Origin of the sequence: Paenibacillus sp. PAMC 26794 (genome assembly GCF_000316035.1) — a bacterium.
Classification (GTDB): domain Bacteria; phylum Bacillota; class Bacilli; order Paenibacillales; family Paenibacillaceae; genus Paenibacillus.
On sequence record NZ_ANHX01000033.1, the window covers coordinates 22721 to 42917 of the forward strand.

General features: G+C 41.7%; 21 protein-coding genes. 8 read left to right on the forward strand and 13 right to left on the reverse strand.

Annotated elements, in window-relative coordinates:
• Positions 1 to 11: 11 nt before the first annotated feature.
• The 3 genes from D829_RS0115525 to D829_RS0115535 all read right to left on the reverse strand — a co-directional run bounded on the left by D829_RS0115525 (position 12) and on the right by D829_RS0115535 (position 2107).
• Positions 12 to 1133, reverse strand: coding sequence for a hypothetical protein (locus tag D829_RS0115525; protein WP_017689830.1), 1122 nt, complete (start codon positions 1131 to 1133; stop codon positions 12 to 14).
• 77 nt (positions 1134 to 1210) lie between these two features.
• Positions 1211 to 1702, reverse strand: coding sequence for an NUDIX domain-containing protein (locus D829_RS0115530; RefSeq protein WP_017689831.1), 492 nt, complete (start codon positions 1700 to 1702; stop codon positions 1211 to 1213).
• Positions 1703 to 1720: 18 nt separating this feature from the next.
• On the reverse strand, positions 1721 to 2107 hold the full coding sequence (locus D829_RS0115535; protein ID WP_017689832.1) for a helix-turn-helix domain-containing protein: 387 nt from the start codon (positions 2105 to 2107) through the stop codon (positions 1721 to 1723).
• 244 nt (positions 2108 to 2351) lie between these two features.
• Here D829_RS0115535 and D829_RS0115540 point away from each other — a divergent pair, with 244 nt between their 5' ends.
• Positions 2352 to 2939 carry an NAD(P)H oxidoreductase gene (locus tag D829_RS0115540; protein WP_017689833.1) on the forward strand — a complete coding sequence of 196 codons (588 nt, stop codon included), beginning with the start codon at positions 2352 to 2354 and terminating at the stop codon, positions 2937 to 2939.
• A gap of 128 nt (positions 2940 to 3067) precedes the next feature.
• On the opposite strand, the gene D829_RS0115545 is transcribed toward D829_RS0115540, so the two are convergent.
• Positions 3068 to 3709 carry an elongation factor G-binding protein gene (locus tag D829_RS0115545; RefSeq protein WP_017689834.1) on the reverse strand — a complete coding sequence of 214 codons (642 nt, stop codon included), beginning with the start codon at positions 3707 to 3709 and terminating at the stop codon, positions 3068 to 3070.
• Between the two features lie 297 nt (positions 3710 to 4006).
• The gene (locus tag D829_RS0115550; protein WP_026081193.1) at positions 4007 to 5623 is read right to left on the reverse strand and encodes an FGGY-family carbohydrate kinase; all 1617 of its coding nucleotides are present in this window, start codon (positions 5621 to 5623) and stop codon (positions 4007 to 4009) included.
• Between the two features lie 294 nt (positions 5624 to 5917).
• Between D829_RS0115550 and D829_RS0115555 the strand changes: the two genes are divergently transcribed.
• From D829_RS0115555 to D829_RS0115565, 3 genes are all read left to right on the forward strand, one after another.
• Positions 5918 to 6427, forward strand: coding sequence for a M48 family metalloprotease (locus D829_RS0115555; protein ID WP_017689836.1), 510 nt, complete (start codon positions 5918 to 5920; stop codon positions 6425 to 6427).
• Positions 6428 to 6437: 10 nt separating this feature from the next.
• Entirely contained in the window at positions 6438 to 6974 is a 537-nt protein-coding gene (locus tag D829_RS0115560) for a hypothetical protein (RefSeq protein WP_017689837.1), read from the forward strand.
• A 78-nt stretch (positions 6975 to 7052) separates the two neighbouring features.
• Entirely contained in the window at positions 7053 to 7439 is a 387-nt protein-coding gene (locus D829_RS0115565; protein WP_017689838.1) for a hypothetical protein, read from the forward strand.
• A 409-nt stretch (positions 7440 to 7848) separates the two neighbouring features.
• On the opposite strand, the gene D829_RS0115570 is transcribed toward D829_RS0115565, so the two are convergent.
• A complete protein-coding gene (locus D829_RS0115570) occupies positions 7849 to 8721 on the reverse strand; it encodes a carbohydrate ABC transporter permease (RefSeq protein WP_017689839.1) in 873 nt (290 codons plus the stop codon).
• A gap of 16 nt (positions 8722 to 8737) precedes the next feature.
• On the reverse strand, positions 8738 to 9595 hold the full coding sequence (locus D829_RS0115575) for an ABC transporter permease subunit (RefSeq protein ID WP_193748477.1): 858 nt from the start codon (positions 9593 to 9595) through the stop codon (positions 8738 to 8740).
• Between the two features lie 274 nt (positions 9596 to 9869).
• On the opposite strand from D829_RS0115575, the gene D829_RS0115580 reads away from it, so the two are divergent.
• The 3 genes from D829_RS0115580 (at position 9870) to D829_RS0115590 (ending at position 15338) form a co-directional block, all read left to right on the forward strand.
• Positions 9870 to 11687, forward strand: coding sequence for a histidine kinase (locus D829_RS0115580; protein ID WP_017689841.1), 1818 nt, complete (start codon positions 9870 to 9872; stop codon positions 11685 to 11687).
• Between the two features lie 226 nt (positions 11688 to 11913).
• A complete protein-coding gene (locus tag D829_RS0115585; RefSeq protein ID WP_017689842.1) occupies positions 11914 to 13524 on the forward strand; it encodes a response regulator in 1611 nt (536 codons plus the stop codon).
• Positions 13525 to 13658: 134 nt separating this feature from the next.
• Positions 13659 to 15338 (forward strand): ABC transporter substrate-binding protein, encoded by a 1680-nt coding sequence (locus tag D829_RS0115590; RefSeq protein WP_017689843.1) that lies wholly within the window; start codon positions 13659 to 13661, stop codon positions 15336 to 15338.
• 126 nt (positions 15339 to 15464) lie between these two features.
• Here the strand turns inward: D829_RS0115590 and D829_RS0115595 are convergent, their stop codons facing one another.
• Positions 15465 to 15767: a hypothetical protein gene (locus D829_RS0115595; RefSeq protein ID WP_017689844.1), complete on the reverse strand. Its 303-nt coding sequence runs from the start codon at positions 15765 to 15767 to the stop codon at positions 15465 to 15467.
• 36 nt (positions 15768 to 15803) lie between these two features.
• On the reverse strand, positions 15804 to 15989 hold the full coding sequence (locus D829_RS0115600; protein WP_017689845.1) for a hypothetical protein: 186 nt from the start codon (positions 15987 to 15989) through the stop codon (positions 15804 to 15806).
• A 164-nt stretch (positions 15990 to 16153) separates the two neighbouring features.
• Here D829_RS0115600 and D829_RS0115605 point away from each other — a divergent pair, with 164 nt between their 5' ends.
• Entirely contained in the window at positions 16154 to 16408 is a 255-nt protein-coding gene (locus tag D829_RS0115605; RefSeq protein WP_017689846.1) for a helix-turn-helix transcriptional regulator, read from the forward strand.
• A 464-nt stretch (positions 16409 to 16872) separates the two neighbouring features.
• On the opposite strand, the gene D829_RS31175 is transcribed toward D829_RS0115605, so the two are convergent.
• From D829_RS31175 to D829_RS0115625, 4 genes are all read right to left on the reverse strand, one after another.
• Positions 16873 to 17175 (reverse strand): hypothetical protein, encoded by a 303-nt coding sequence (locus D829_RS31175; protein WP_017689847.1) that lies wholly within the window; start codon positions 17173 to 17175, stop codon positions 16873 to 16875.
• A gap of 364 nt (positions 17176 to 17539) precedes the next feature.
• Positions 17540 to 18343: a Cthe_2314 family HEPN domain-containing protein gene (locus D829_RS0115615; protein ID WP_017689848.1), complete on the reverse strand. Its 804-nt coding sequence runs from the start codon at positions 18341 to 18343 to the stop codon at positions 17540 to 17542.
• Between the two features lie 170 nt (positions 18344 to 18513).
• Complete coding sequence (locus D829_RS0115620) at positions 18514 to 19317, reverse strand: hypothetical protein (protein WP_017689849.1); 804 nt, start codon at positions 19315 to 19317, stop codon at positions 18514 to 18516.
• Between the two features lie 239 nt (positions 19318 to 19556).
• Positions 19557 to 20144, reverse strand: a complete 588-nt coding sequence (locus tag D829_RS0115625) for a DUF1643 domain-containing protein (RefSeq protein ID WP_017689850.1) — start codon at positions 20142 to 20144, stop codon at positions 19557 to 19559.
• Positions 20145 to 20197 lie beyond the last annotated feature (53 nt).

Consider the following 20197-nt stretch of genomic DNA (forward strand, 5'->3'; position numbering starts at 1 on the left):
TTTGATGGAATTTAAAAGATTGGCGCTAAGCCTTCTGATTGAAAAACTTCTAACTTGGCAGGAGGGATGCTTTCTTGCAAATCTCCATTCATAACATCCATCGCTTCCCATTCGACGAATACAACAAAGTTTTCCGTGAGTATGGAATAATCGGACCAATTCGTCTTTTCATTAAGGGCATACGCGACTTCCTTCCACAAGCTCATGCCTTCCTCCCACCAATCTCCATTGCTACGCCAATACATAATAAGAGTTCTAAGCTTCTCAATTAAATCATGATTCGTAAGTTCTTGTTGATCAATTCCAGGATGCTCTCCTGAATTCCAAATGTTGTAATAGTAATCTTCGTTTTCATCTTTCTCTTCAATTTGTTCTTCTCTTATTTCTTGCAAACCTGGATCGAAAATAGGTGAATATACCGTATCGACTTCATCGTGTAAGTAAATCGACAGAAAACAATATGTTTTACCCGATTCATTTTCACATAGAATATCAATAATGTCTTTCACAGCCAGAATGAGTTCCTTTTTCACCGTTTCCCGGAGTATTAGAACTTCTTCAGGTTGCATCTTCACATAGATCACACCTTTGGTTCCATCTAACACTCGCTGGAGAATTCCTTGCTCATCATATTTGAAATAGGTGAGAAGAAGGTGATCAAAAAGAGCATTATTTTCGTATTGAGGTTGATATACTTCCACGAGTCTGTTGCCTTCATAGATATAGTCTTCATACTCTAATTTATTGAATCGAGTAAAATACTCCACTGACCGATAGATTAATCCGTCTTGTATCAAATATTCCTTGACTGAGTCCAATTCGCCATCGACATACGTTCTTGTCGTTATATGACTTTCTTCATATGTAACATAAGTGTAGCCATCAATTAAATCGTCACAGGCCAAAATCCGTATTCTACCTTCATCATCAAACTCATAATAGGTATCTGTCACTTCATACGAGATATCTCCAGGTATTTCACCTTGGCGCGCATACCAGTACGGAGAAATGTCATACCGTTTACTTGTCGTATATTCTCTTCTATGTACCCGTGCTTCTGCTTCTTGTTTGTAAGATTGATACTGTTCTTGTGCATCTCGATTAAGCTTCACATAATATTCTTCGTTAATCATTTCTCTCACACCTCTTCATTATTATGCCTCTAAACTTCTGAATTTCTCTAAAAACCTTCATATCTTCTGATCTCAAATTACATCTTCCCATCAATCCGCAGCCATTTCGACGGAGCCTTCTTGGCAAAATGCTTTTCAACAAAATCCAAAATATCATCAATGCCGGGCAATGCCGCATTTTCTTTTGCTTCGTCAAACGTCATCCATTGGTACTCGGTATGTTCATGATTTAACCGGACAACCTGGCGTTCATCCACATATCCTACGAATACGGGAGCGGTATAGATATTCACCCCCATGGGTGAATAATATTGTTCGAATTGATTGGCAGAATACAAACGGACTTCCGTAATACCTGTTTCCTCATGAACTTCTCTGAGTGCAGCTTCCCATGCCTTCTCGCCCTGCTCTATACCGCCGCCAACATAACACCACTCGTTATGCAACATACGACCAGCCCGCTTTAGCATCAGTACACGGTATTGATCGAGGCTTTTCTCCAACAGAACTACAGCTACGCCTTCACAACGAATGGGAACTGCTTGTTTCACGTGCTCTGTACCATCCACCTTCTCGTGCCCCTCTCTTCAACTTTCCTGAGAATCGAAATCCTCCATAACTTTAAATTTATCCCCGTGGATTTTATCCAAATGCTCTTCTCCCCAATAACATAAATGGTCCAAGGCAGGCTTGAGTCCCCAGCCGTAGTCGGTTAACTCATATTCCACTTTGGGAGGAACCTCCGAATATACCTTGCGCTGCACAATCTCGTCCTTTTCCAGACCTCTGAGCTGTGTTGTCAGCATCTTCTGCGTAATGTCCGGTATCAATCTTCGAAGCTCCGACGTGCGTTTACGTCCTGTCATCAAATGATAAATAATCAAAGGCTTCCACTTCCCGCCCATCACTTCCAAGGCCGCTTCCACGCCAACTCTATATTTTTTTGGAGCGTTTGTGCCTTCATGTTCCGTCATTTTTGAACCCCTCCATAAATAGGCTGTATCAAGGTAAAGCATAATCTTTTTACTGCTCTTCTTCTATTATTTGAGCCTATTTCGAGGCATCCATTTAGGGTACTTTAATGTTCCTATGGCACTTCATTCTTCCTATAGAACATCAAAGTGCGTACTTCCAGATGTTTTCATACCTGTTTATAATAGCATCAGCCACTGATTCATGGCTACAAGAATGCAATGCAGAAAGGTAGTGAACGTTAAGATGAACGTACTCGTTGTAGTATCCCACCCAAGAAAAGACTCCTTGACCTTTCAGGTAGCTGAACGTTTTGCACATGGTCTTACCGATGCTGGTCACGGTTATGAGATATTGGATTTGCATGGGATTGGATTTGACCCGATTCTCCGGGAGATGGATGAACCAGACTATACCCAAGAAAATCAGGTGTTCTCACCTGAGGTTGAAACCGAGATGAAGCGATTGAAGAAACACGATGCTGTGGCTTTTGTGTTTCCTCTCTGGTGGTGGCATCTGCCAGCCATGTTGAAAGGTTATGTAGATCGTGTCATGAATAACGGATTTGCCTATGGTGCAAACAAACTTCCTCATCAGCAGATATTGTGGATCGCTCTTTCGGGTGTGACGGAAGAACAGATGCACAAGCGCAACTATGGTCAATCGATCGCCAATCTGCTCAATGTGGGGATTGCCGATTATTGCGGCGTGTCCCAATCAAGGGTTGAGTTTTTATATGAAACGTTGGAATCCAAGCCTGAGCATTATGAGGCACTGCTGAACCATGCGCATCACTTGGGCCTGAACTATGCCAACGATATTCCGACTCCATGATGGTATGAGAAAAAAGGTATAACCCGAATATGAATTCTGAAGTTTTGTGGTACGTTCAATGGCGAATCACTACGCTTGAACACGGCAAAAAGGTCGCTCCGAAGAGCGACCCTGCTGTGTGTCTTGCATTATTTTACTGTCGAGAGAAGAAACTTCTCCAACATAGTGATATCGGTGATGCTATGGTTACAAGCTGTGTTATCCATGCATACGTACTGGGCAATGGAAGAAAAGTTGTCTGGCGAATGAGCCTTGGTCTTCACGTTGAAGAATCCAAGTTCCTGATGACGATGACAGAACATACAGTACCCTTTTTTGTTCGTGGGTGTAATCCGTCCCTCAATACCGAGGAACCTGCCTTCGTGCGGGTACACGATGAACAAGCGACTCGTGGCAATGTCAGTCCATCTCAGATAGGTTGTATGTGCGTAATCGATGGATTCGAGATCCGGCACTTTAAGCTTCTTGGCCTTTGGAAACAGCTTCTGAATCTGCTTCGCTGATACTTGCGGATATGGAATCAGATATGATTCCAGCCCGTTCAGATACGTCTGCAATTCATGTGCCGTCTCATACGTGGATAACTGCTCCAGCAGTTGCTTCTGCTCCGAAGTGAGTTCATCGAAGATGCTCACCGCATTTGTGCCGACCGTATAACGGACGGTTTCCAATACTTTGGGATCCACAACCGAGCGTAGCGTTTTCAGCAGGAAATCAGCTTGTTTTTGAATATAATTAAATTGATGATTCTGAATAAATGGTGTTTGCATGGCGTTCAGCCCCTTATTTTTATTGGAAGAACAAATAAGGTGCAAAGCCTGAGGGATGAAACGTTATGTTAATGTTGATTCCAGGGCAAACGATCTCATTTTTGTCGCGCCCTACACAAAGTCCGCCCCTATTCAGGCTTTGCGTAAGGCTTTCTAGCGAACGAGCAATCCGGCATCATCCATATTGCCACGTCATAACCCCCAATACGATAGATATATCGAAATTATAGCAGGGCAGCATAGTGTAGGCAACGGGCTTCGTTCCAATTTCCTCTGTTCAAGAAATATGATTACATCTCAGGCTTCCTTCCCATTTTCCACGAAATGATCTACTGCTGACTTCTCAATGGCCAACCCTTCCGTGTAACGCTCCATGAACAAGGTAAATCCATTCACGTCCGCCCTATTTGGAGAAACCTCTTGGCCTTCTGCGTCAATAAACACCTTAGTAGTAAGGTACTCCGCCAAACCCTCGTGCTGCTGCTTATTAACCATGTAGGAAGCCAAAATAGCCATTCCCCATGCGCCGCCTTCACCAGCGGTAGACATGACCGACACGGGAATATTCAGTGCGGATGCGCACATTTTTTGAGCGACTAGTGGGGTTTTGAACAATCCGCCATGCGCCCAAATGTGCTCAATCGTTACGTGCTCCTTCTGTGTGAGAATATCCAGCCCGAGCCTTAGTGCAGCAAACGCAGCAAACAGATGGACTCTCATAAAGTTTGCCAGGTTGAAGCGGCTCTCTGGAGAACGTACGAACAACGGACGACCTTTTGCAATTCCTGTAATGTTCTCGCCTGAATAGTAGCCATAGCTCAGTAAGCCACCGCCATCAGCGTCAGCTTTCAGTGCTTCATTGAACAACACACTGAATAACTGGTTCATATCGGGCTTCTGTCCCATAGCCTCATAAAACTCACGGAACAAGTCGACCCAGGCATTAATATCGCTGGAGCAGTTATTCGCAAGAACCATAGCCACAGGATTGCCATCAGGTGTAGTCACGATGTCAATCTCAGGGTATACCGTAGATAGGTTTTTATCTAATACAATCATGGCAAAAATCGATGTACCTACGGAAATGTTACCCGTACGTTTTTGGACACTATTTGTAGCGACCATCCCTGTTCCAGCATCGCCTTCCGGAGGGCACAGTGGAATATTGGATTTCAAGTTACCTGATGGATCTAACAGTCGGGCACCAGCTTCACTAAGATATCCGGCATGTTCACCTGCAGTGTACACTTTAGGCAAAATATCTTTAAGATTCCACGTGTAGCCTTTGTCGGCAATTATATCGTCAAACTTCTTCAACATATCTTCATGGTATTCCAGTGTGGATTCATCAATTGGGAACATACCTGAGGCATCCCCTATACCAATAGCTTTACTGCCAGTTAACAGCCGATGTATGTAACCTGATAGTGTCGTAATATAATTGATGTTCGTAACATGCTCTTCTCCGTTCAAAATCGCTTGATACAAATGTGCGATGCTCCAGCGCTCTGGAATTTTAAACTGGAATTTCTCGGTTAGCTCTGATGCAGCCTTCCCCGTTGTGGCATTACGCCATGTACGAAACGGAACCAATAACTCCCCATTTTGATCAAGTGCAATATAACCCTGCATCATAGCAGAACATCCGATTGAGCCAATTTTTTGTATCGTTACACCATAATTTTTTTCAATCTCTTGCTTTAATTGATGATAGGTTTGTTGCAACCCATGAATCATTTCATCGATATGGTAAGTCCAGTAACCGCCAATCAATTGATTTTCCCACTCATAACTGCTGGAACAGATGGTGTTAAAATTGTGATCCATGAGTACAGCTTTGATTCGTGTGGACCCAAATTCAATGCCAAGCGAAGTTTCCCCCCCGACGATTGCTTGTTTCAAGTTTTGATCCATCATCGTGTCCATCCTCTCTGAATTTGGAATTCACCCGATTAGAGAATAAAGTGAGCTAAATAGCCCAAGTCATGGTGTGAATTTCACGAAGAACGAGCAGAATCGGGGCTGTACGGACAATTACAAGGTTAATACCACCTGTACTTCGCCACATGCCAATATTTCACCTGTTTGAATAAAACCAAGAGAGTCATAAATTTTCTTCGCAACTACATTTTCAGGTTTGTAGGTGAGCTCTACAACTTTGGCTTTTCCACGTGGAAAAGTTCTTTTATCAAATCAGGAAAATTGAATTTGAAAATTAGTACTGAATATGCTGCTGGTGGAGATTATACTTCGACAGATATAACAGAAGGGATTAACAGATGGAAAAACACAAGTGCAAATTTAAACTTATCATCAGCTTCGTTTGCTTCATCTAATGTTGATATTAGGGCCATTAATGAACAAACATGGCAGAATAACGGCTGGGGATCGAACACATATGCGTGGACACAACCATATGATGGTACATTTGCTTGTGCTACTAGTTTAGCAACAAATAAGTGTACATCATCTAACAGTATTGATTATGCTGCTATTTATATTAATATAAGCAAGGATACTGGAGGACTTTTATCATCAACAAAACAAGATCGAAGAAGAGGTGTTATAGCTCATGAACTTGGTCATGCTTTCACTATTCACCATAACAGTTTAATTGGAGCAACTTCAGTTATGAAAAAAAACATGTGGAATGAAAGTAATTTTTCTTTAACACCTACGTCAACGGATATTAACGATTTTAATAGAGTATATATATAGGAGTGGGAAAATGAGAAGAATTCTGATTTCATTTAGTATTGGCTTTGGTTATATTTACTCTTCATCATTACATACAAATGATGCCCATAATCATTTAGCTGCTGCTATTCAAAGTGACTCTACAGCTGAAGAATTATCAATTCCTGAGTTGATTGTAAAAGGCATTGTAATTGAAGAGTTGCCTGAGGTGAGTCGAGAGACCGGTATTTATAATCCCAAAGTTGACACTTCATATTTAGTTTCTCCTGTAAAAGTTAAGATTGAAGAAGTCATTTCGGGAGATTTAGTTGAGAATGAAATAACCTACTTACAGAGAACAGAAAGTACTGATAAAATAAAAACGGATGATGAAGTTGTTTTAATGTTAAACCGTACATCAGATAACTTCTTTTGGTCCTATAATTTTAATGATGGTATATGGCAAGTGGATAACAACGGAATTGTTAGTTCAAGTTCAAACTCTAAAATGCTTAAAGGATTTAAAAATACAAACGCAACAGAGTTCGTTGAAGAGATCAAAGAAGAATTGAATAATTCGATGGATTAGGTAGAATATACAAGCCCATTAGCACTAAGTATATCTGAATAATAGATATACTTAGTGTAATATAAGGATGTGATTCATTTGAAAAATAAAAAGATAATAATTAGCGTTGTTACACTGTGTATTCTACTCATATTAGGTTTTCTGAGATGGGACAATCTTGAATCTGAACCCAGCGTAAACTTTGAATATAAGTATGATCGATGGACAGGTCAAAAATGGGTAGACTTTTATCCGCCTCTTGCTTCTTCCAATAGCATGGAGTTTCCACTTATATATATTGATGAAATAAGTCAGGATGATATAAATAAATATTTAGGGAAACACGCTCTTTCTGGAGAATTGGTAAACAAGTGGATTGAAAGAACAAAGTTTACGGATGGATATTTAGGTCTATTATTTATGAATATAATAGTGCTAATTTACAGTTGCTTTAGAATATTTGTTTTGAAACGCAAAAATACTTAAAGCTCGCATTGATAATATTCAGGATTATTGCCGCGACTGTGATTTTAGCGGCAACCTGAAATTTTTCATATTTTACCTATTTTGAGATTGTAAACACGAAATCCCCCCTTATTAATAAGCGTCATATCGATACAAAGGCATGATATAGTCTAAAACTTCCATGAATACCATGTTCACTAACCCACCGTTGACGCAATCATTTGATTCTATTTTAGCTCTTTGGAGGTTCATCCGGTTCACGAACTCAGTTTACATTATTTTGTGGTGGCCTTAGTGACCACATTATTATATGGCCATCCTTTCATACATACGAACGAGTTATCCTTCATACACAAAAAAGAAGCCACCTCCCTGGCCTTCCCCAGTTCAGTGACTCCATTTTAAAAACTATTCTAACCCCTACATTCAACTACTCTTTCACAGCACCTACCACGATCCCAGTAACAAAATAACGTTGCAGGAACGGGTACACAAGCAGGATTGGCAGTGCGCTGATAAAGATCTGCGAAGCCCGAATGGTCCGTTGGGACAGGTTCTTCACCGCTTCTGGATCAAGCTTCGACATATCGGCCTGCACGATGATCGTCTGCATGAATGTCGCGAGTGGCAGCTTCTCCGCATCACGGATGTAGATGATTCCGTCGAAATACGCGTTCCAATGCCCAACCATCATGAAGAGCGAAACCGTTGCAATAACGGGTACCGAGACAGGCAGATAGATTTTGATAAACGTCTTAAAGTGCCCTGCGCCATCGATAAATGCCGCTTCTTCCAGATCCTTCGGAACGGTACGGAAGAAATTCAGCAACAGAATGATGTTAAATACCGCAACCAATCCTGGCAGGATCAAGGCCAGCAATGTGTTCATCAGTCCCAGCTTCAGAATCAGGATGTACCCCGGAATGAGGCCACCGCTGAACAGCATCGTGATGACAAAATACCACAGATAGATGTTACGTGCGCGGAACACCCGCGTCTCCTTGGAAAGCGCATAGGCTGCAATCGTATTAACGATCAACGCAAGTCCAGTACCGAGTACCGTCCGCTCCACAGATACCCATAAGGAGGAGAGGAAGTTGGTATTGGCGAACGTCTTGGCATACGCCTCCAGTGTAAATCCAATTGGCCAGAACGTTACGAGACCAGCATTCGCAGGTGCGGATGCGCTAAGTGATACCATGAGTAAGTGATACAAAGGCAGCAAGCAGAGCAGTGAAAGGATGGTCAGTAACACATTGTTGAATATGCTGAATATGCGGTAAGGCATCGTTTTATGGTACATTCGTTTGTCATCCTTTCTAGAAAATTCGATATCCGGCGAATCGGTAAGCCAGTCGGTACGAGATCACAATCAGGATCAGGCTGATGACCGATTTGAACAGATTCACAGCGGTAGCGAAACTGAACTGCCCACTAAGCAGACCTTCTCTATACACAAACGTATCGATAATATCTCCTTGTTGGTAAATCAACGGACTATATAAGTTAAAGATTTGGTCAAAGTTGGCGTTAAGCACATTACCCAGTGCCAGCGTTGCGATTACGATCCCAATGGGAATAAGTGCCGGGATAGTAATATACATCGTTTGCTTCCAGCGTCCTGCTCCATCCACTTCAGCCGCTTCATAGAGCGCAGGATTAATGCCGGACAGTGCCGCAAGGAAGATGATCGTATTGAAGCCAAATTCCTTCCAGACATCACTCGCAATAACCGTGAACCGGAACCAGCTGCCATCCCCCAGGAAGAAGATTGGCTTGATGCCGAATACGGATACCAGGAACTGATTGACAATACCCGTTTGGGCTAGAATGTCGATCAGAATGCCGGATAACGTAACCCAGGACAGAAAGTGAGGAAGATACACGAGCGTCTGAATCGTTCTTTTCAGCGCCATCTTCCGAACTTCATTGAGCAATAATGCAAATATAAACGGAATAATCAGGTTCATGATGATCTTCGTACAGGCAAAGAACAGCGTATTCCACGTAATCTGCAAGAAATAATCATTTTCCCACATGTACCTGAAATGCTTCAGTCCTACCCATTCGGAATTGAAAAATCCCAGTGCAGGTTTATAATCTTGAAATGCCATCAAAATCCCGGACATCGGAATGTATGAAAATATAAAGACCATAATGGCCGCCGGCAACACCATAAAGTGCAGAATCCATGGCTGTTTGTAGCGTTTTTTTCTCTTTTTATCCAGCTTGTTCCCAACGTTTGCCTGCGGGATCCGCTTACCCTCCAATTTAGCCTCCATAGCGCTTCTCCTGTTCCCAAAAAAAGTTTTTGTGTGTGATCGGGTTCTCTGATATAAATAGTATCAAGCCATTCTGAGGTCTGCTATATAACATTGTTAGGCTTGATAGTGTTTTGTTAGGGTATCATCAGAAGAGGTAGTTTACACACGAATTAGAAGGAGACTTTTCATGCATATATGGAAGCGCTTAATGCCTTTTCAAGGTAAAACCAGATCCCGATTCAGTCTTTTTTCCAAAATAAACTTGTTAATTGTGGTCTTGTTCATCCCCATTCTAATCATGTACACCTACTCGAACAACGTCACCTATGATGTCGTCAGCAAAGAACTGCAGATCTCCAACACGAAACAGCTTACGTTTCTGTCCAGTCAGATCGACTCCCGCATCAATCAGATGATGGATTTCAGCCTGATTCTCTCCAGAGACCCGAATGTCAGAGCATTCAACGGCCTCAACATGTGGGATGATCGGTATGACCGGATGCAGACCCGTTATGTAATACAAGAGAAGATGATGCTGCAAACCGGCGTTACGGATATATGGCCCACCCGATATGCAGTGCATTCACAGCAGAATAAGGATGTCATCGCCAACTACAATCGAACCACAGGATATGATGAAGCGTATTTGAAAAAAAATATGAGTGGACAATGGACCTATGGGGACCAGGGTCCGGAATCAAAAGACAAGCTGCAATCCTTCTATTGGTTCTATACCGATTCCTTGGCACAGCCGGGGATGCTCACGGGAAGTAATCTGGTGATTGAAGCCAGCTTCAGTTATGAGAACATTCAAAATATGCTGGATACGTATAAAGCGGGCGGACAAGGCGATCCTTTCTTATATCACAAAGGATATTCACCGATTCTCAATCGCAGTGCGGACAAGCAATTATCCGCAGAACTCATTCAGTATCTGGATACGCATTCCCCGGAAGACACCACGCAGGATGTCGTGAAGCTGAACGGGAAGAACTATCTGGTTAGCTCTGTGAAGTCCACTTATCTGGATTGGCATCTGGTTGACGTGATCCCGCTGTATCAGATTTTGAAACCCATCTCGCTCAGTCAGAATCTGTTCTACACCTGTATGATTTTGCTGCTGGTGGTTGGCATCTCTGCTTCAATCCTCCTGTACCGAAATGTTCAATATCCGATCAAAAAGCTGATCAAAGGCTTACGCCGTGTAGAGCAAGGGGATTATTCTGTCCGACTGTATAGCAAAAACCAGAATGAGTTCTCATTCCTGTTCCGCCGATTCAACGATATGTCCCATCAGATTCAAGATCTGATCGAGAATGTTTTCCATGAGAAAATTAGAGCCAGGGAAGCTACGCTGAAACAATTACAAGCGCAGATCAATCCGCATTTCCTATATAATTGTCTTGGGTATATCATCAACATGGCCCAGATGAAAGACGAGCAAGCCGTGGTCTCCATGGCGCATAACCTTAGTGCATATTATCGCTACACCACCCGTATGGAACGGGAGACGTCGTCGCTACAAGAAGAGATCAAGCTGCTGATCAACTATCTGGATATCCAGAAGCTGCGCAATGGGCGGATTGAATATCACATCGATATCCCTGAGGATATGCTTGCCCAGTCGGTGCCACGATTAATGCTTCAACCGATGGTCGAGAATTCCGTAATACACGGTGTGGCGAAGTCCTATTCATCCGGGGAAATCCGAATTACCGGGGAGCGCTTGAATGGTTTTGGCAGAATATACATCGACGACGATGGTCCTGGCTTAAGCCCAGAACAATACGAAGCACTGAACTTGAAGATGCAGGAACCTTTACAAGAAGAAATGGGCTGCGGCCTTTGGAATACGTACCAACGAATCACGCACCTGTTCGGCAGTCATTCCTACCTCCTATTCGGCCCATCCCCACTTGGCGGATTCCGAACCGAAATCATCTGGGAGATACCAAAAGAGGACACAGATTCCGATAAAGGTAATACCGATACAAATTTAAGTTAATACAAACAATAAATTGACGATTTAATTTTGAACAAGATCACGTACACGATAACGCAGAGGACAGAAAAAACCTGAAGAAGCAGAGCGTTCGCCTTTATCACCAGATTTTCACCTTATAAAATTGATTCAGAAAATCTGGGGGTAACAGCGATCGGAAGGTTATTCTGTCATCGGAGTGGCAAGTGTACAGCTGTCTGGGTTCAACCACCAAGGGAGACAATACACCATGCAAATGATGATCGTAGACGATGAAGCACACTGGGTCGATAACCTGTCCATGACCAAACCATGGCACACACTGGGGATCGAACATGTGCATAAAGCATACTCGGCACACGAAGCACTACAAATGATCGACACGCACCCCATCGATATCGTGATCTCGGACATTCAGATGCCTGAAATGACGGGCATTGAACTAATTGAACGCATCCGCATCCGGGACAAAAAAATAAAATGTATCCTGTTATCCGGGTATTCCGAATTTGATTACGCCAAAAAAGCCATCCAGTTTGAAGCCGTAGACTATCTGCTCAAGCCCCCGACAGACGAGGAATTAATGGGCGCTGTGCAGAAAGCCATCGATCAATTGAACAACGAATGGGAAATGGTCAGTTCACTGACACGAACGCAGTTTACGTTGCGAGAGAATCTCCCCCATTTGCGGGGACGACTGCTCCTAGGAGCTTTACAGGGACAACGAATCGCCGCTGCCGAATGGGATCGGAAGCTCGCTAATTACGCTCTGCCCTTTCATACCGGGGATGCCGCATTAATGCTGGTTCGTTTGGAAGAAGAATTCGGACACTATGACAGCAATGATCAGACCCTGATCGAATATGCGATCATCAATATGGCGGAAGAGATTATGGGTGAGTTTATGGAAGTGTGGGGCGTCAAGGAGGAGCACGGATATCTGGTGTTTTTACTTCAGTTGAAAGAACGGAAAGGCGATATTGGCAAAGAAACCATTCTGGAGAAGCTGTCGATACAGCTTCAATCCAAAGTAAAACAATTTCTGAAAGGCTCCCTCTCCATCGTTATCACCGAGTGGTTCACCTTTCCGGATCAGCTTTACGATCGCTTCCGTCAGGCTTCCGCTTATTTCCGGCAGATCGTTGGCGATGAACGCGAATTCGTCATGCGTGTCAGCGATGTCGAGACACCTGCGGCGCAAGGTCCACTCGACGTGCTGTACACCCCGCCCACCTTTATTAGTTTGCTAGAGAGCGGACAGTGGGATGCAGCGGAAGAGAAAATACGCGCGGTCTGCGCGGAACTGGATGAGAAATGGTCGGAATCCTGGGAACACTGCATGGAGGCAGGTTTTCTTATTACGGCTTCATTCACCAATATTGCCCACCGGAACAAGCTGACTCTGACCACTTTAATGGGAAATGATGTCGAGGGTTTGCAAAGTGGGGAAGTTTTCGCTACCATCAGCAAATTGCGGAAATGGTCACTCAGTGTGCTGGGCAAACTCAAGGAAGGCACGTCTAACGAGATCAAGGACATCCGTTCCGAGTATGTGAAGAAGATTCAGGATTTCACAGATAAGAACCTGCATCTGGATGTGTCTTTGCGTGTGCTCGCTGACCATGTTAATCTGCACCCGACCCATTTGTCCAAAATCTATAAGATCGAAACGGGCGAAGGCATCAGTGATTACATCTCGCGCCTGCGCATGGATCGGGCCTGCCACAAGCTGGTCACGACCACCAAAAAAGTGTATGAAATCAGCATGGAGATTGGTTATATGGACCCGGCTTATTTTATAAAAGTGTTCAAGCGCCAGTTCGGCGTTACACCGCAGGAATACAGAGACCAGCATAAATAACATGACTGAAAACCGATCTTTTTGCACATTCACTAATAGAGTCCTATCAAAACTAAAAAACTCATATAGATGCACTCCCGCACAAATTGGTACAGTTACACTGTAAAGATCATACACCGTAGGGGGATTGAACAATGATCAAATTCAAAAAAACATGGTGGTCACTGCTCATGGTTATCGCGCTCATCACGATCACTGCGTGCGGCAGTGGCGAGACAGGCAGTGACAATGGTAATAATACGCCGGGAACTGTCGGCTCAGCTGAAGCAGAAGCTGCTTTTGCCAAAGGAAAATATGATCCACCCATCGAGTTCAGTTCGGTATTAATGCCGAAGAAATACGTGCAAGGAGATACCAAAGAAAATAACGTGCACGATCGCTGGATGCTCGAAACGCTGGGTATGAAGCATAAAGATACCTGGTATCCGGCCAATGACGATCAATACAGACAAAAGCTGCAACTGGCTATCGCTTCTGGCGAGAAACTGCCTGATTTCGTAACGGTACCCACCAATGCGGTATTGACAAATCAATTGATCGACTCCGGTCAATTCATCGCCATCGATGAGTTGTTCGACAAGTACGCGAGTCAGACCCTGAAAGATCACGCAGCAGCACATCCTGAACTGTGGTATCCGTTCACCAAGGACGGCAAGAAATACAACATGCCGATCATGGAGTACACCGATAACGACGATACACTGCTCTGGCTCCGCGAGGACTGGATGGAGAAGCTGAACCTGGAAGCTCCGAAAACCATCGCAGACCTTGAGAACATCATGGACAAATTCAAAAACGAAAACCCGGACGGTCTGTCTCCAGACAAAGTATTCCCTCTGGCGATCTCGCTGAAAAATAACACCAACACCTGGATGGGTCAGCTCGACTGGTTGTTCGGTGCATACGGCACAATCGAAGAGCAATGGAATAAAGACGCGAACGGCAATCTCGAGTACGGCTCCGTTAACCCGGGTGCCAAACAAGCCCTTGCCAAGCTGGCTGAATGGATGGATAAAGGTTATATCCACGCTGACTCCGCTCTGTGGGACGAAGGCAAATCCGCTGAAAGCTGGACAGCTGGCAAAGCAGGCATTCTGCCTGGCGCAAACTGGGTACCGGACTGGCCTGCACCTGACCTGCTGAAGAACGTACCTGGCTCAAAGTATAAAGCTTACCCTGTTCCAGCTGGCCCAGACGGCAAGATCGGTACGAAGTGGCAGAACTCTGGCGTGAACGCCAGTATCATGATTAACAAGGATGCGAAGCATCCAGAAGCCATCTTCCTGTACTACAACTACATGCTCGATAACCTGGCTAACCCGGCTGCGGGCAGTGAGTATGAATACGGCTTCGCCAAAGGTTATGACTGGGATATCATTGACGGACAACCGACCAGTGACAAAGAGAAGATCAAAGACTTCTCCAACGAATTCCCATTCCTGACAGGGCCAGCACGTATCCCGGATCTGTACATGAAAACACTCGTGAAGCTGGCCAACGGCGAGAAGCCTGAAACACCTTACGAGAAACAAATGGCCGAATTCCGCAAACCGGAAAACTGGTATGCAGGTAAAGTCGTTATGTCGCAAATCGACATCCGTAAACAAAACTATTTCACTGGCGCTGCAACACCAACCATGGTATCCAAATGGAACCTGCTCCGCCAGTCCGAAATGGAAACCTTCAACAAAATCATCTACGGCAAACTGCCAGTTGATGCCTTTGACCAATTCGTCGCCAACTGGAAATCCAATGGCGGAGATCAGATCACGCAAGAAGTGAATGATTGGTTTAAATCGGTAAGTGGGAAGTAAGATCTGGGTTTTGGAAAAGTAGAGAGTTAAAAAAACAGCCGAAGCGTTAAGTTATACGCTTCGGCTGTTTTTATTTAGATAGAGATTAAGGTCGCTTCCTCTGACTTATGCGTTCGCGTTAGTGGATCAAGCCTTCGTATCAATCTCCTCAGGCATCGACTGACCTAGCAAGGATACAGTGAGCTGAATTCCGTCTCTTAACCCTTGCATGTATAACCGCTCATTCTCTATTCCTTTACTGACAATGTATTGGCTCTCCCACTCAGCATATTCAGGTGTTTGCTCGATATCCTTGCCAGCAAACAATCCTTCGAACGCTTTGTCCTTTTCCTCACGTACACGACTCAATTCAGGATCATGTTCGATTTGGGCAGATACTTCATCTAGCCTCGCCTGAATCGCTTGTTCCAACCACGGTGAAAAATTCATTGCTCATCCTCCCTTGCGCATTATGTACCTCACTCATCATCGTACAACTCGGTTATGTCTCGCCTTCATTTCACTCACTCGTGCCACCAGTTCATCTACCCTTCGGCTCTGTTCCTGAACCTCGGGATTGTCCCACAACGGAATCGCTTGCTTCAAGGATGTCTCACCAAGCTGATTAAGCTTGCGCCGTTCCTTTTCCAATAAGTCAAGCAACCGGCTCATACATCCACCTCTCTGATGGGTCTAAGCTGCGCCAGGTCTTGTTAAGACTAGACGTGAGCAGCCATTTTTAATGCGATTATCGGTTTATTTCATTTTAATTCGATATCCGCATTAAAACAACCATTATTTCTCATACAATTTGGTTGAAATGAGGGGTGTACATAATGAAGCATAGACAAGAACCACCTGGCGACAAAAATATAATCGGCTCCAAAGTCGTAGCTATCCGTAAAAGTAAAGGAATCAAACAACGAGAATTCCTCGCCAGACTGCAAACACTGGGCTTGGATATCAGTCAGACCAGTCTCTCACGTCTGGAGGGGCAATATCGTCTTGTTCAGGATTACGAAGTAGTGGTAATTGCAAAGGCTTTGGAGGTTTCTGTGGGGTATTTGCTTGAGGAAGAAACTGAACAGTGAGAAATTAGACTAAGGCCACCTTTTAACGTCGCCAGATTACTTACGCTTTTGATGGTTGTTGGAATATTAATATGGCGCCTTGACCATCACTAACAATTTATTTCACTAAATCCTTTATATACAATTTACAATACATTACTTCTCCCTGGTCCTAGTCTAGAGCAAACAGCAAAAAAAAAAAAACCGAAGGGTGATAATCATTCTTTAAGTTCAGCTCTGATAATTAAATTTGTAATTGTTAGATTTCCTCTTTTCCTATTATTTTATAATTCCATTTCCCATTCTCTTGCTTCTATTTTTTTATGCTTATTCACAAGTTCAGGGTGATGCCATAAAGCTATAGATAATAGAGCAACTGAATTAACGAATAAAAAACGAAAACGCTTCTCATGTTTTATATCTCCTGAGTATTCGCTTCTAATTGTAAGCAGTAATCTCGAATAGGTGAATTCGAAAAGGCTATATCATCCAGCTAATGTGCAAAATTCATTTCTTATCTTTCTTATCAAATTTGCTTCTCTAGCTTCTTTATCTGTAATACAACCCAAGGCATGGCATAATTTAATTTTAGAACTAAATGCTCCTATGGGTGAATTAAAACCACTTAGTAATTCTTCTTTTGAGAAATTATCTAATAAGGTTTTATTAAGTAGTATTTCTAATTTTGACTCGACCATTGCAGCCCCAACTAATGCTGCTCCCCGATCTGTTTCATTTTGAAAATATGCTAAAAATTTAGATAGAGTATTAACATCCTCTTTTTTCATAATGTCGCTATCTCCAATTAATTTTTTATTTTTTTTAAGAACTAATTTTATTTAAAGCTATAAAAATCCATTAATTAAAATAATCATCTAAAAATGATATATTTAAGATGGTAGGTATAAGCTTTAACAATCAAATCATCAACAGAGCTTGTCATAAATATTCAGTATTTTCGCTTAAGGTTTTGTATTCACGGACCCTCACCACCTTAAAGACCGGTCGCGACGCTGTTAGGTGGTGCAGAGTTGTCTCCTGATCAAACTTTTCCGAACTCCATCTTGGCGACAGAGAGCGCATGTCCGATGCGTTAATATCTTGTTATATGACGATGTTATGACTTACTTTCAAATATACATTACTAATTTTTTACACAGTATCCCTGAAGATCATTAGTTCTTTCTCATATTTTTCTGAAATCTCTAGAAGAAGCAAAATAAGAGTAAAATTTATCAATCTAGTTGAAATCTCATAATATTCGTGAACCACTTCATAGAGTTCTTCCAACGTTAATTTAGGTTTATTTAATATAGGGATTACAGCAGATACATAACCTTTTTCATTAAATCCTTCAGGTACTTCAAACGTCACTTGTTCAAAAGAAAGACTCGAATCTAATGGTCCCTCTCGATGTATCATAGCATTTCTTGTTTCTCTCAGTATCTTGTGTAGACTTTCCCTAGATTCAAACATTTCAATTATTGGAATAATTCTATGTTGTGGATAAGTATTGATTAGCTTATCTCTTACTCTAGGAAAAGAAACATCCCTTTCTTTAAATCCAAGATTAAGAACTAAATTTAATGCATGTGAAAGTTTATCTAAAATACTAAACAATCTATATAATGTATTTTCGAGATAATACTCTGTGATATTTGTATAGTAAATTCTTTCTTTGGTTTGTCTTTTAGTTTGATACTTATTTTTGATTTTTTCTTCGTAGGTAGCAGTTGCACATATTAAAGACTGCCTACAAGTGTCCCAGGAAAAACAAATTTCTCTCCGCCATGAATCTAACAATGGAAAGTATTTTAAATGTTCGTTTAATGTAAACATAATTGAATCATACGATTTTCCAAACTTATTATATAATTTCGCCACATCCAATAAATTGTCCTGAAATTTCCTTTTTCTTTTGTATTTTAAATATGCAGTTTCGTCTACATTAAACATAAAAGAACTCCTTTCTTGATTCTTCGCTCTCTCATATAACGTTCCTGTATTCATGAACCCCAACGGAGTTGTCTGCTAAAATCCCTCTCCGAAATCCACCACACAGACCCAGGCTCCATCGGAGCGGATGCTTGAATATTATGTTATAGGATGTCAGCTTTAATTTGACCTTAGTTCCGATTCTTTAACTTCACATAAGCATCATATGTTGAAAGAAACGTGTAGAACATCCAAGGAAGATAAACATCATAATTATAGCTATTTTTTTGAGACACATTATTATGTCTTATTCCAAAATTGTTTAGTATATTAAAAAGATCCGCTTCATTTTTTCCGACTTTCTCTTTCAAATCATCTCGTATAAATTCCAGAGCATCTCCGATTTCTCTTACTGCTGACTTCTTATCTTCTTTACTAGATCCATGTTTTAAATATAATTCTTTAGCACGACGAATTTTATTATCTATATTATCTTCATCCCCATAAATCGCTGTATTATCGACTAGGCTTCTAAAGCCTTCTTCTACTGTGTTTCTGATATAGCCATCATTAGAAAGTTCCCAACCATTAGAGTACTGTTCAAGAAATACATTTATTTCATCTCGGAATTCTTTTGGAGCAATCGATTTTTTTTCAGGAATTGAAGTCGCTTCTTCTCTACCAAAATAATTTTCTTTTATAGTAACTAGAGGGTAATTTATATATTCGTGCAAGAGTTCTATTACATCAAAACTGTCTTCTTCCTTATAAAGTGATGAGTTCCTTGGGTGCTTGATATTTCGATTTATTTGACGCATACAAAAAGCTTCGAAGCTATTACCAATTATTCCACCCTCTTCAAATATTCTTTCCCCTAAAAAATCGATAAAATAATACCTTTCTTCAAAAGATTCATAAACTGCCTTAAAAGCCAGTTTCAATACCAGAGGTTTTACATCACCTTGTCTTTGAGAATAATATTTTCTTTCTCTCATATCTACATCATCCTTTATTTATCGGTTTGCTGATTTCATATAACGTTCCCGTATTCACGACCCGACGTATGTCGGGTGTCCAGCGAATGCTGGACCAAGGACGAATGTCCGCAGCGTGAATATTATGTTATAGGATGTCAACGTCTTCTTTGAACTACTTGCAAGCATTAGTTTTATTTAAATTAAAGCTAGCTTAATTATCTAGAAAATAAGCATACAAATTCATCACTACTAATATTTTAAATTGATGTGTTTTTATATTTATCCTTCTGTCTCTGAGGTCGTGGATGAGGTACATAATAAAGAGGGTTTTTAATAAATTTCTTATCTAACGATTTTAATACTTCATAACTATACAATTTATCTATCGAAGCCTCAAAAGTCTTTACTATAGCAGGGTACAATTTTTGTTGTTTATTGATCCCATTTTGCCCTTTCATACCCCATCCAAGGAAAACGACTTTAGCTTCTAAAATAGCGTTAGCAACAAACAACCAATTAATTGCTTCATAATCAAAATGTGAATTTTTAGTTTTACTACTTGTACCTTGAATATGACTAGAGATATTAACAACAAATAATGCGTGGCAATTTTGCATTTTCGCGACACTGATTAATTGATCAACTGTTTTATCAGTTTCATCGTGTGAAGCTCTGCTTGGATTCATCATAATTGCAGTTAAAATATTTCCACCTTGTTCCCAACGTTTCTCTAAAAAATATCGATTAGTACAAGATGTATTGAAAATAGCAACTCCTGGAATTTCGTTGATTGACCCCGATTTAAAATGTAACTGATATTTATTAGCCAATTGAGCAAACAACAACTTAATCTTCTCCTATTCTTTCTAAACGTATTTTAGAGATTTCTAATTTTTAA